Source organism: Peribacillus alkalitolerans, from assembly GCF_010882125.1.
In the GTDB taxonomy this organism is placed as follows: Bacteria; Bacillota; Bacilli; order Bacillales; family DSM-1321; genus Bacillus_BN; species Bacillus_BN alkalitolerans.
The window spans coordinates 183215-196069 of record NZ_JAAGVZ010000003.1; the positions used below are offsets into that span (position 1 = coordinate 183215).

A 12855-nucleotide genomic window follows, 5' to 3' on the forward strand; every position below is an offset into this window, starting at 1 on the left:
AATTAACGGCAGTGTATTGACTGCCGTTTAGTCTTCTCCATATTATTTTTGGAGATTTTTTCGATCCGTTGATTCAGGTGGTTTCTCCATAAATCCTCGTTTTACCATGATTTCTAAACCTTGTGCTCCATACTTCATGATTTCTGCTATAAAGCGAGAATAATGGACAGCTAAATCCTTTCTAATAGAAACGGACATTGCATAACTAATCGAGGTCAATCCTAATTGATTGGACGAGTTAATAAAGAACATGATTAACCTGTCTGAAAATGGTGATATTCTTGAATTGGTAACTTCTAATGGTACTGGTGACGTGGGAAATTCATAACTTTCCTTTAAAATTTCATTATATGTATCAATTTGTTTTTCACTTAGCTTCATCCCTTTTTTAAGAAATTCCTTTATTTCCGGATCTTTTGTCACCTGAATTAATCCATTCAACAAAACCAATCCAATACTATTCCGCTCAATTGAAAAAAATAATTCACTTAACTCTAAACAATTCAAAGGTCGATTTTGACCTAACCAATGCTCCAAAATAGAAGTTGAATGTTGGAGATATTCTACTCCTTTTGGATAGTCAATGTTTGCTGGCCGGTCATATATACCTTTAGCAAGCATTAAATTCAATGACTTTTCGTATAGCTCGGTCGAATGAGACAAACATTTCTCATAAAATTTATATACATCTTTTCTAGCGACTTTACCCATCATCATTGAAAAATAATTCATGATCACTTGACCTGCACGGTATACAAAGCTTAACGCGAACAATTCTGTGAAAAGGGCTGGCGCTGTCAAATTCACATCCTCATCTGAGAAACCATGTGGAATTGGAAATTTTTCTTCGGTAAACATATTCTCTAAAGCTTTAATGGTATCGTTATTCATTGATAAGGCTTCTTCTATCAAATTCTTAATCTGATCATCCTTAAGGTAATGAAGGAAATGTTTATAAAAGCAGCTAGTGGCGGAAGTTTGAAGGTAAGTAGTCCAAAGAGCACCTATTTCAGCAGAAGTATATCGAATTTCATGATTTGCCATTTATCCTTCTCCTTTGAATTTTTTATTATGTTTCATTTAAATTGGCAGGTTTATTCAATGTGAACTTTTCTATTGAGGCAACAAAAAAAGACAGTCCTGAATAAATATCAGAACTGTCCATTAAAATTTCGAAAGTGTTTTAGCCAAGTCTCTTCCAATAAGATTAGCAGTCACGGGGACCTTCCCGATTTCCCTTGACCAAACTGAAATTTGCCCAATATGATGGATTTCGTGGGCAATCACATGACGCATGACTTCTCCCCATAAGAATGTTTCGATACTACCATCTCTTTGTGTAACCTGAAGGATGTTGTTTTCCTTGCTTCCTTCCCAGGAGAGAACAAAAGCTTCAACTTCCTTCTTAAAAACCTTATCTAATTCTCGGACCTTTTCTAAACTTTTATATTCCTCAAAGTCTTCCTGAAAATCGTCCTTGTCCTGTAAAAACCGAATCCAACTACATTCGACATCAATAATATGGAATAGAGTTTGCAATATTCCACCTACCCCACCAGTGCGAATACGGAGCAACTCCTCTAAAGGAATCTCTTCACACCATTTATACCAGTCTTCCCTTACTTTCCAATTGTAGTGGAATAAAGTTTGCATATTCATCACCTCATTTTTTTGGGAATGTTTCTGCCTTAATATAACGATCCTCTAAAACATTAATATGGTGTAATTCATGTCCTGGAATGATAGTAGCAATTGCCCGGACAGTTGCCTCATAGTTATTAGCTACCCCACGTCGTAACCAAGATTCTTCACTTAAACTCTTAAGCAATTGAATGGTAGATTTCCGGACAATAGTATACCTTTCTAAAAGGTCACTCATTGACTGTCTATCAAAATTTGCATTTCTTACAAAGTCATTTTCATCATAGCCCGGTAGTCCAACCGTTTCTCCACGTGCAATGCACAACATTCGATAACTCATGATCATTTCAGTATCTATAATATGACCAAGGACTTCCTTGATACTCCATTTCGAAGGAGCGTACCTAAATTGACCTTGTTCCTCTGTTATACTTTTAATGAATTCAACGGTCTTATTATTGAGCTCTTCCAATACCTTTATTAAATCTCCCTCAGGAACTTGAGTCACATAACCGTTATAGTACTCTGCATATTCATTTGATTGTGGTCTTTGATTGAACATATATTGAAACCTCTTTTCTCTTATGGTAATCTCTCACTTTATTTCTAGAAAAACAATGTTTTTTCCTTCTTTGGTGAAGAGAATTAGATTGGTAACACATTTTTAATTAAAGTAGCATTTCAAAATAAACAAAAAAACCATGTTGAGACTTAAAGTTCAACATGGTTTTTTATTACGCAGCTACATCACGTTTCTTAAAGACTGTAAACGCAAGTATTAAGAATAATGCAAGGTATAAAAGAATCATCACAGTAGAGAAAGTCGCCGTCATCCCTTCAACCATAGGGGTACCGTCGATGTATTGCATAAAATCAGTATTTGCAAATACGATATATTTCGCCCATTCAAATTTAGACGCCAATATCATAGTCAATTGTGTTCCCATGAACATAAGGATCAATGAGATTCCAATGGCTAGTGAGCTATTTCTAAACACCGCTGAAACCATAAATGCCATAGTCACAAGAATTAAAGTAGTAATCGATTTTAGTGAGTAGGATATTGCTAAATAAATTAACATACTTTGCTCTTTGACTTTACCATCAGAATAAAGCAGATGTGGTGTGTTTTCATCAGGTGTTCCAAAAAGAATAAGGCCTACTATACCAGAAAAAGTAAACAAAATTACAATCAAAAATAAGCCGAAAAGTAAAGTCGTAATATATTTAGACAATAGAATCTTAGTACGCTTTATTGGTCGGATTAACAAAAGCTTAATGGTTCCCCATGAGAACTCACTAGCAACAATTCCAGCAGCAATGATGATGGTAAACACACCCACTACACCAATATTATCAACATTATCCTGGATAAACCCCCAAACTGAATAGGATCCATTTGGATTCATATTGTTCTCAATTCTATATTCATTAATGGCGATTTGTTTTTTTAGATATTCCGAATGAGAATTTTTTACGCCTTGCACTTCACTGTACTGTGTTTTTAGATTTGCAGTTTCCTGTTGAAGCGTTTGTTTCCAATCAACATCAGGGTTTTTTTCATCCTTTAATATCTGGTACTTAATAAAACCAGACATTAACATAATAAACAAAAGGAGGATTCCGACCATGACATAAGTCCCTGGTCTTCTCCATATCTTCATCCATTCGTTTTGAATAAGCTTAAGCATGTAATGTCACCTCTTCCTTTCTCTCTGTCACCTCTAGGAAACGATCCTCTAACGATTTTGCCACTTCTCGAATTCCATAAATCAAAATTCCGTTTTTGACAAGAATTTCTACTACATCTGGAACTTGCTCTCTATTTAACTCTACTAGCACGCCTTCTTCTGTAAGATTAGCACTAAATCCACTTATATAATTTAGTACTTCCTGCGGGTAATTTACTTCAAATAAGTACTTTTTGTTTTCCCCTTTTACAAAATCACGAACATTTTGCACATCAATAATTTTTCCAGCTTGAATGATGGCGATACGATCACACATCATTTCCATTTCCGAAAGCATATGACTTGATACGATGACAGCCATCCCTGTCTCGCCTGCTAGCTTTCTCAAGTAATCTCTGATTTCACGGATTCCAGCTGGATCTAACCCATTTGTAGGTTCATCCAAAATCAACAGCTTCGGATTATGAAGCAGACACTGTGCCAGTCCTAACCTCTGCCTCATCCCAAGTGAATAGGTCTTCACTTTATCCTTAATTCGATCAGTCAAACCAACTAACTCAACGACTTCTGAAATTCTTTCCTTAGTGATACCATCCATCATTCGTGCATAATGAAGCAGGTTCTCATATCCAGAAAGAAATTTATACATTTCAGGATTTTCTACAATTGCCCCGATGTTGCGAACTGCTTTTTCAAAATTCGATTTAACACTAGTATCGCAAATAAGGATGTCACCTTCAGATATTTCCATCAGACCAACGATCATACGAATGGTTGTCGTTTTTCCAGCTCCATTCGGTCCAAGAAAACCGAAGACTTCACCTTCATTTACAGTAAAACTGATTCCATCGATGATTTTTTTACCCTTAATTACTTTTGAAACATTCTTTAATTCAAGTACTACTTGCATAACTTCTCCTCCTATTCCCCAAACGTCATTTTCATCCATTCTAAAATAGATATATTTTCTTGTTCACGCATTTCCTCTGTATTCCTTATAGCTAATATTTCTCCATCCTTAATCGCAATAATATCGTCGAGTAAAGATTCAACCTCCAAGATTTCATGTGTTGCAATGATGACCGTCTGTTTTTCAAAATCCAGGTAAGACAACAAACCTCTTACAATGGAATCCCTGACCATCGGATCAAGCCCTGAGAAGGGTTCATCCAATAGGATGATGGGTGTTTCTCTTGCCAAAGTCAGTACAAGCTTAAGCCTTCCTCTATTTCCTTTAGACAATGTTTTGATTTTTTTATCTGAATCAAGATTCATAAATTCTATTAACTCATAAGCTCTCTCGATATTAAAATTCTTGAATTGGGATTCATAAAAATTAATCATATTCTTTACCGTAAAACTAGGATAAAAATAGTCCAGTTCTGTTAGATAAGCCACTTTTTCCGCTGACTGCCTCGTGACTATCTCTTCGTCAATAAGAATCTTGCCTTCAGTTGGATAAACAATGCCAGCAATCATTTTTAGAGTCGTTGACTTTCCGCTTCCATTTGGCCCTAAAAGTCCATAAATTTTACCAGGAGTTAAGGTAAAGCTTGCTTCTTTGATTGCATACTCTTTTCCGTAATTCTTTGTAACATTAGAGAATGTAATCATTATGAGCTGCCCCCTTTTTGACTTAATCGAGTTTTGATGGAAGCAAGCATCTCGTCTTCTGTTAAGCCAAGCTCCTTCATATTCGAAATAAAGTGCTCGATGATTTCATTTTGCAATTGAATCTTCACTTGTTTTAATATTTCAACTTCCTCTGTTACAAAGGTTCCTTGACCGCGTTTCGTTTCCACGATTTTCATCCTTTCTAATTCACTGTAAGTCCGTTGAATCGTATTGGGATTTACTCCAGATTGAATCGCCATTTCTCTGACAGAAGGAAGCTTTTCACCAGGCTTTAAATCGTTTCGGGCAATCCGCTGGGAAATTCGATCAGCAATTTGTACGTATATTGGCTTAGAGGACTGAAATACTTCTCCCATACATTTACACCTCCACCTTCCGTTCTAACAGCCTGACTGATATTGAAAAAACGAAAATCGCAATTAGAAGATAAATGAAAACTTCCATGAGAGGAATCGTTGCGAGCTCTTCTATGTTGATACTTCCATTCTTGGAGGGATCTGTTAAATTTTGAATCTTAAAATCCAACAGATCCATGGTTTTCAATGAGATGGTTCCCATATCTGCTATCTGCTTATAGACTGACAGATTTCTAATAAATTCCAACCCATTTGTAATTATCATGAAAAGCACAATGGTTAAAGGCCATTTAATTTTATTTAAGAATTGATGTCTACGCATCGATTGAAAAACCGTCCAGTAAAAAATCGACCAGATACCTAAATACAATGAAGTTAAAGTAATCACTGTACATAGGAAAAATAGTCCCGTTCTCCATTGTTTGATAGTAATTTGAGATAGGACAACATGATCCTTAGAAATAAAAATCGCAAAACTACTTACAATTAAACAAAGAATCAATAGAATCATTTGATACGAGAAACCAACCACTATTTTGGATAATAAAAGCTTCCATATACCATTTGGATTATGAAGCCATAAATTAGTTTGGCCTTCCATAGCGAAAGTTGAAAATAAATACATTGGAATACACAGCCATGCGAATCCATACGTAACCATGGTTAAAGAAAGGAAAATCATCGGCTGATCATAATATTGAGATAAACCAAAACTTATAAAGTAGATAAAAGTTAATGATAATACAAATGAAATAATCCAAGACCTTGAAATAATAAAATCCTTTATAAGCAACCCTTTAAATGCTTTCATAAACACCATCCTTCGAAGCACCGTTTTAGTGTTCTAGTTAAATAGTACACTAAGATTACAAAAACTGTCAATGTATAATTTGGAAAATAATTCTAAAAATATTATATTGAATGTAAATGAAGTTTCTGAAAAGAATTTATTGCGGAGAAAAAAAATTGTGAAATAATGTATGGATTTATCGGAATACTATGATATACTGTAAAAGCCTTTAAACTACTTTACTATACTGTTTCATACGTCCCTGCTCGTTCGCCTGAGCAGGGATTTTTACTTTCTTGAACCTAATTCGGGCACCATTGGACTCGTATGATTCCTTTTTTCTCACTTCTGAGCTCTATATGGACATCATTAGCTACGTATGATTCCCTTTTGCACTCTCCTGATCCCAAAATGGGCATCATTGAGCTCGTATGATTCCCTTTTTCTCACTTCTAAGCTCTAAATGGGCACCATTGGCCACCTATGATTCCCTTTTTCTCACTCCTGAACCCCAAATGGGCATCATTGGACTTGTATGATTCCCTTTTGTACTCTCCTGAATCCAAAATGGGCATCATTGGACTCGTATGATTCCCTTTTGCACTCTCCTGAACCCCAAATGGGCAACAATGGGCTTGTATGATACCCTTTTGCATACTCCTGAACCCAAATGGGTATCATTTCTCCTAAGATGCTCTTTTCTCTCTCCTGGACTCATTTCAAACATCATTGAATACGAGTGATCAAAAAAAATAAAACAAAAAAACAGACCCCATTACAGAGTCTGTTTATCTATGTGTTGGATAAAATTAAGCTTTGCGAACGTTTGTAGCTTGAGGTCCACGTTGACCTTGCTCAACTTCGAAAGTCACGTCTTGACCTTCTTCTAAAGTTCTGAAACCTTCAGTTTGGATAGCTGAGAAATGTACGAATACGTCGTCTCCAGCTTCGCGCTCGATGAATCCAAAACCTTTTTCTGCATTAAACCATTTTACTTTACCTTGTTCCATGTTTGTTGCCTCCTAGTGCTATTAACACATTGTATTACTATCCTTGCCCAAAATGATCATTAAGTTGTTTCACTTATTAACATCGAACAAAAATAATTCTTCTTTAGCTTAACAGGTATTTGTAGATAAAGCAAAGTTTATTTCTACATTTATCAAATAAAATAGCAATTTAAATCAAAAAACGAATTAATTTTCGTACAATAATAGAGACGTACCAAGCTTTTAAAGGAGAATAAAAATGTATCCATATGTTGATAGTTTAATAAAAACTATTCAATTTTTTGAGGATCATTTTGAAACAGAGCTGACTTTGGATTGTTAGCCAATACGTTTTTTGAATTATATCATTAATCCCATTAACAAAGTATTATAATAAACCCCATTAATATACGTATCCTCTTTTAATAATCCTTCTTCTACAAAGCCTAATTTCTTATATAACTCGATTGCCCTAATATTATCCTCACGCGTCACAAGACTGACTTTTTTTGTCACTCCGTTATTACGCGCCCATTCAATTAGTTCTGCCATCAAAATCCTGCCTAACCCAAATCCGCAATACTGTTCAGCTACGACGATTCCTAATGTACCTACATGCTTGGTTCTAGCCTTCTGACTTGAATTGATAGAAGCAATACTCACAATTTCATCATCGATCTTCGCAACTAATATAATTGAATTCTCTTCCTTTCGAGTGTTCTCTAAGTATTCTTCATACTCTTTCAACTCTCGTACGTATCCATTTTTCCCAAATGAAAGAAAATCCGTCTCTCCTCCAACTAAATTATAATAGTCCATCATCGATTGTGCCTCAGATTTAGTAGCCTCTTGAATGATGACCACTTTTCCATTCTTCATTTCGACCTTTTTCATTGTTGTCTTTCTCCTTGTTTATTTAATAATTTTTTCTTAACCATCATCGTTATAATTAGGAAGAATCCGACCATCAATGATCCACCCATTAGTATTTGTGTGCCAGATAATGATAACACGTTTGCTAATGGAATGGAGTAAGCTAATGTCGACGAAGTGAACAGTTTAGAAAGGGAGGCAATCCATATGAATCTTTTGAACGAAACACCACTTATCCCAGCACCTACACAGATAATTTCATCGGGTAATATTGGAATGATAAACATTAAGACAAGGATGAAGGTTTCATTTTTCCTGACGTACTCTTTATATCTATGCAAATGCTTTTCTTTTACAAACTTATAAACCAGCTTCGTCCCACCAAATCTTGCGAAAAAATACATCGACAAAATACCCGTGATACTCCCCAAAAATCCTAAATATAGGGCATCAAATGACCCTAAAACTGAGCTCCCAGCTGCTACTGTCACCGCTTCAGGAATCGGAAGGATAATAGGTTGTGCAAAACAAATCATAAAATAAATGAATTTTGCTAGCGAGATATTTTCTCTTAAAATACTTTCAAATCCACTCTCATCGGTTAACACTAATATCTTAGTAGAGTAGAAAATCAACAGAATAATCACAATAAACATAAAATAAAAAATCGAGGTCATTTTGATGATGTTAAATAATTCCCTCTGTTTCGTGAATTTGAAAAAAGTAGCCAAACAAAGGATACCAACTGAAATCACAACTCCAAACGCTCTATAAATCGGAAAAAGAGTTGGTAAAAGGACAATTAATATATAGCACGTAACCCCTGTAAAGAGCATTTGCCACATCAATTCCAATGGTCTTTTATCATCTATAATCAACGTTTTTTCCACCTTTTACAAAGAATGATCCTACATCCATTGTAATTTGCACAGTCGACCATTCCTATAATCCTAAGGTGTAATTCAATATAAGACTTTCGGCGTAATAAAAAATCGCAAGCCCAATCCATCGAAACATGGACTGAGGATCCCTGAAAGTATGATAAAGAAACAAACACAAAATAGAAGCTACACTAGGTAGCTTCTTGATAAACGTGATATTTGTTGTTTAACTGAAAGTTCGAGACCTTTCGAATTATACAAATTGAGGACAACGCTTCGAAATCGCTTGCTTAATTTGTTTTGGACTCCCCACTTGGATAACTACTCTATCATAATCATAGTTTTCTAAATCAAGTATCACAACTTGGCTTGCATCCTTATAGGATAGGAAGTATTTCTCTCCTTTGTAAATGAAGCGACCCGCTTTATAGCCAAAAGGAACAGACGTCCCTCCGATTCGAAGAGCAGTCCAATGTAACTTAAAGTACCCTGCCTCCACAGATTTTATGGATGTATAAGGAATCCTTAGCTCATTTTTTAATCCCGCCGCCATCGTAAATCCAGAAAATTTAACCACCAATTCATTTTCTTCAAAAATTATACTTCTACTCATTTTCATCAATCCTCCTCAATACAGCCCTCACTGGACTTCCATCTGCTTCAACGAGAGCAAGAGGCAAGGCAATTAGCTCATAATCGCCCTCGACCACCTCATCGAGAACACAGCCTTCTAGAATATGCACACCATGACTTGCTAATGCATGATGCGCGTAAAGATCCTTGCTATCGAGTGGATCGACAGATGGTAGATCCAGGCCTAAAAGTCTTACTCCCTGTTCTGCAAGATATCCGGCAAGTTCAGGTTCAATCGGAGGAATCGATTGTGGGAATTCGGCTCGGTTCACCCATGCACCCGTTCGGATTAACAGCCTTTCTACCCCTTTAAGATCCACATTCTGTATATCCTGTACACCAATACTCTGGCGATGCAAAAGATGAATCACCTTTGCTTTCCCTATATAAATGTTTACGTCCAAATCAATGACCCTATTTCCCTCATTGTCAAAATGAAAGGGAGCATCGATGTGTGTTCCCGTATGGATGCTCATTGTGATTTTGCCTACATTCACGGAACCACTTTGTTCTTTGTTCCAACTCACGGTGTAATCAAACGGAGTATCTTCAGGCCAAGTGGCAACGCTTTTGTCCAAGGGTTGTGAAATATCAATCCATTGCTTCATTCCTGTGCCTCCCAATTAAAGCTTCGTTCGAACAGTCCATAATTCAGGGAAAAATTGATGATCCAGGACTCGCTTCAAATAAGCGACACCGGAAGACCCCCCAGTCCCCATTTTGTTCCCTATTATTCTCTCAACCGTACTCATATGGTTATATCGCCAAAATTGTTGCTGGCTTCCGATATCTACTAATTTTTCAGCTAGCTCATATAAGTCCCAATATTGATCGACATTTCGATATACCGTCAACCAAGCATTCTCCACACTCTGATTTGGTTGATACATTTGTGACCAATCACGGTTCAATGCATCCTCATCGATAGGCAAGCCTCGGACAGACAATGCTTTTATCGCCATATCGTAAATGCTTCGCTCATGAAGCGCTTTATTCAATTGCTCATACAGTTCCGGATCATGTTGATATACCGACAATACATGATGACTTTTTTGACCGAAAGCAAACTCAATCAGCCTGTTCTGGTAGGACTGGAATCCAGATGAATGCCCAAGTTTATCCCGGAACTTCATATAATCAGCAGGTGTTAAAGTTGACAATACATTCCATGACTGGATTAACTGTTGTTGGATTTTCGAAACACGGGATAACATTTTAAAAGACGGCTCCAAATCATTACGCTCAATACATTCAATGGCTGCATTCACCTCATGCAACACTAACTTCATCCAAAGCTCACTTGTCTGATGGATAATGATAAAAAGCATTTCATCATGATTATCTGAAAGTAGTTTTTGGCTAGATAAAATCTGATCAAGTTGTAAATAGCCCCCATATGACATCTCTTTTTGGAAATCTGTATGGATGTTCTTTTCTATCGGATTATTATTATTCATGGTTTCCATTGCTGACGCCTCCCTTTATGCTACAACTTCTCTTTCGTTGCTGAATTTTTCATATTGCTTTTCTACCATAATTTTCTTTAATATTTGGACCGCATTCCATACATCCTCAAAGGACGTATACAAAGCAACTGGAGCCAAACGGATAATATTCGGTGCACGAAAATCAGGGACAATCCCATTCTCCTTCAAGGCCTTACAAATCCGAGCCGCTTCTTCGTGTTCCAGGCTCACATGGCCGCCACGTCTTTCATCATCACGTGGATTGCCTATATTGAAGTCCATTCCATTCAGTTCTTGTTCAATGGAATCCACTAAGAATTTTGTAAGTCTAAGCGATTTTTCACGAATGTTTCCTATTCCGGCTTCATTAAACATTTCAAAAGATCCAATCAGTGGTGCCAGACTCAGGACATGTGGTGTCCCTATTTGATAGGCACCAGCCGTGTCTGCAGCTGTCATGGTATGTACCATATCGAATTGCTTATCTTTTCTAGAGCCAAACCACCCAGCAAGGCCAGGTGCAGTTCCAAAATGCTTCCGGTTCACATACAAGCCACCGACTGAACCTGGTCCCCCATTCAAATGCTTGTAATTGCACCAGAAAGCAAAATCGACACCCCATTCTGAAAATCTATGAGGAATGGCACCAACGGAATGGCATGCATCAAAGCCTATCAGGATACCTCTGTCATGAGCTTCCTTTGTCAGTCTCTTCATATCTAATATTTGCCCACTGCGATATAGGACGGAAGGCAAGACAATCAATGCAATTTCATCAGTCATTGCAGCCACTATATCTTCCTCATCTAAAAGTCGTCCATCCCGACTTTTCACTTGAATCAAATGAGTTAATGGATCGAATCCATGAAGCTTCAATTGGCTTTGTAAGGCATAAATATCAGACGGAAAAGTCAATTCATCCGCAAGAATTTTCGTGCGTTCTCCTTCTGGTTGATAGAAGGTCGCCACAAGCTGATGCAAATTCACAGTAGTCGAACCGCTTACAATCACTTCTTCTGGTGAAGCTCCTACAAGAGGAGCACACATCTCACCCAATTTTTCTGAAAGGTTGAACCAAGGATGAGTCCCTTCCATCCATCCATCGATGCCTAGTGTTTTCCAATCCTGCAAAGATTCAAGTAACGACTTTTCAGCTCTTTTTGAAAGGAGGCCTAAAGAATTTCCATCTAAATAAATGGAATCCTTTCTCATATAAAATTCATTTCTATATTTTGCAAGTGTGTCAGATTCATCAAATTTTAGCGCGACCTCAAGAGTTGGTTCAAATAACATACAATATTCCTCCCCTGGTTATTTGTAAGTATGCTAGACAAATCGTATCAAAATTATCGAAATATTAAAACACCCAATCTCATACTATAAACTACAATGATCTTTTTGGAGGTCCATTTCTATGAAAAATTGGGGAAAAACTAGATTACTTGGTAAATGGCGTTTTGCTTGTTGGTTCGGTTTGGTCATCTCGTTTCTATTGGCTTCGGACTTCTATTTAGTAAAAGTAATACTAGATGTCAGGTCTAGTTTTAAAGACTTCCTTTTGACTTGGACCGTATTATTCCCCTTTTCATTATTGTTCGGGCTATATGGCTGGAGATTGATGGAGTTTGAGTGGAAGAAAAAATCTAAGTAACTGCTGTAGATGGGATATTACCGAATCGGGATCATATTTTACCGAACTGAACCTAGAAATTACCAAACGCATCCCCTATTTTACCGTATTCCTCAATCACTTTAAGATTTTAATTAAAAGTAAAAGTAATAACTTGGAAAAGGTTTAGCTTTTTATTTTTACTGGGATTTATTTTACAAGGTCCGTTTGCTTTGGGAGCGTTGTTATTTGGGAAGATGGTTGTAAATTAAGCATGAAAGCGAAAGAGGC

General features: G+C 36.7%; 16 protein-coding genes. 1 reads left to right on the forward strand and 15 read right to left on the reverse strand.

From position 1 onward, the window contains the following. Nucleotides 1-42 precede the first annotated feature (42 nt). The 15 genes from G3O09_RS05245 to kynU form a co-directional block, all read right to left on the reverse strand. The gene (locus G3O09_RS05245) at nucleotides 43-1044 is read right to left on the reverse strand and encodes a DUF3231 family protein (RefSeq protein ID WP_163100432.1); all 1002 of its coding nucleotides are present in this window, start codon (nucleotides 1042-1044) and stop codon (nucleotides 43-45) included. Nucleotides 1045-1164: 120 nt separating this feature from the next. Further along, nucleotides 1165-1653 carry a DinB family protein gene (locus tag G3O09_RS05250; RefSeq protein WP_163100433.1) on the reverse strand — a complete coding sequence of 163 codons (489 nt, stop codon included), beginning with the start codon at nucleotides 1651-1653 and terminating at the stop codon, nucleotides 1165-1167. Between the two features lie 10 nt (nucleotides 1654-1663). Continuing rightward, complete coding sequence (locus G3O09_RS05255) at nucleotides 1664-2203, reverse strand: DinB family protein (protein ID WP_163100434.1); 540 nt, start codon at nucleotides 2201-2203, stop codon at nucleotides 1664-1666. A gap of 172 nt (nucleotides 2204-2375) precedes the next feature. Beyond that, nucleotides 2376-3332, reverse strand: coding sequence for an ABC transporter permease (locus G3O09_RS05260; RefSeq protein WP_163100435.1), 957 nt, complete (start codon nucleotides 3330-3332; stop codon nucleotides 2376-2378). Further along, nucleotides 3325-4242, reverse strand: a complete 918-nt coding sequence (locus tag G3O09_RS05265; RefSeq protein ID WP_163100436.1) for an ABC transporter ATP-binding protein — start codon at nucleotides 4240-4242, stop codon at nucleotides 3325-3327. The genes G3O09_RS05260 and G3O09_RS05265 overlap by 8 nt, the downstream gene beginning before the upstream one ends. 11 nt (nucleotides 4243-4253) lie before the next feature. Then, entirely contained in the window at nucleotides 4254-4949 is a 696-nt protein-coding gene (locus tag G3O09_RS05270; RefSeq protein WP_163100604.1) for an ABC transporter ATP-binding protein, read from the reverse strand. Continuing rightward, entirely contained in the window at nucleotides 4946-5323 is a 378-nt protein-coding gene (locus tag G3O09_RS05275) for a GntR family transcriptional regulator (RefSeq protein WP_163100437.1), read from the reverse strand. Before G3O09_RS05275 ends, G3O09_RS05270 begins: the two co-directional genes overlap by 4 nt. Before the next feature lie 4 nt (nucleotides 5324-5327). Continuing rightward, entirely contained in the window at nucleotides 5328-6134 is an 807-nt protein-coding gene (locus tag G3O09_RS05280) for a hypothetical protein (protein ID WP_163100438.1), read from the reverse strand. A gap of 788 nt (nucleotides 6135-6922) precedes the next feature. Next, complete coding sequence (locus G3O09_RS05285) at nucleotides 6923-7123, reverse strand: cold-shock protein (protein WP_163100439.1); 201 nt, start codon at nucleotides 7121-7123, stop codon at nucleotides 6923-6925. Between the two features lie 339 nt (nucleotides 7124-7462). Next, nucleotides 7463-7996 (reverse strand): GNAT family N-acetyltransferase, encoded by a 534-nt coding sequence (locus G3O09_RS05290; RefSeq protein ID WP_163100440.1) that lies wholly within the window; start codon nucleotides 7994-7996, stop codon nucleotides 7463-7465. After that, entirely contained in the window at nucleotides 7993-8853 is an 861-nt protein-coding gene (locus tag G3O09_RS05295; protein WP_163100441.1) for a TVP38/TMEM64 family protein, read from the reverse strand. The genes G3O09_RS05290 and G3O09_RS05295 overlap by 4 nt, the downstream gene beginning before the upstream one ends. A 256-nt stretch (nucleotides 8854-9109) precedes the next feature. Then, nucleotides 9110-9469 carry a hypothetical protein gene (locus G3O09_RS05300; RefSeq protein ID WP_163100442.1) on the reverse strand — a complete coding sequence of 120 codons (360 nt, stop codon included), beginning with the start codon at nucleotides 9467-9469 and terminating at the stop codon, nucleotides 9110-9112. Beyond that, nucleotides 9462-10097, reverse strand: a complete 636-nt coding sequence (kynB, locus tag G3O09_RS05305) for an arylformamidase (RefSeq protein WP_163100443.1) — start codon at nucleotides 10095-10097, stop codon at nucleotides 9462-9464. Before kynB ends, G3O09_RS05300 begins: the two co-directional genes overlap by 8 nt. A gap of 15 nt (nucleotides 10098-10112) precedes the next feature. After that, nucleotides 10113-10955, reverse strand: coding sequence for a tryptophan 2,3-dioxygenase (kynA, locus tag G3O09_RS05310; RefSeq protein ID WP_163100444.1), 843 nt, complete (start codon nucleotides 10953-10955; stop codon nucleotides 10113-10115). Nucleotides 10956-10970: 15 nt separating this feature from the next. Further along, a complete protein-coding gene (kynU, locus tag G3O09_RS05315) occupies nucleotides 10971-12248 on the reverse strand; it encodes a kynureninase (RefSeq protein ID WP_163100445.1) in 1278 nt (425 codons plus the stop codon). Nucleotides 12249-12369: 121 nt separating this feature from the next. On the opposite strand from kynU, the gene G3O09_RS05320 reads away from it, so the two are divergent. Beyond that, the gene (locus G3O09_RS05320) at nucleotides 12370-12606 is read left to right on the forward strand and encodes a hypothetical protein (protein WP_163100446.1); all 237 of its coding nucleotides are present in this window, start codon (nucleotides 12370-12372) and stop codon (nucleotides 12604-12606) included. The last annotated feature ends 249 nt before the right edge of the window (nucleotides 12607-12855 follow it).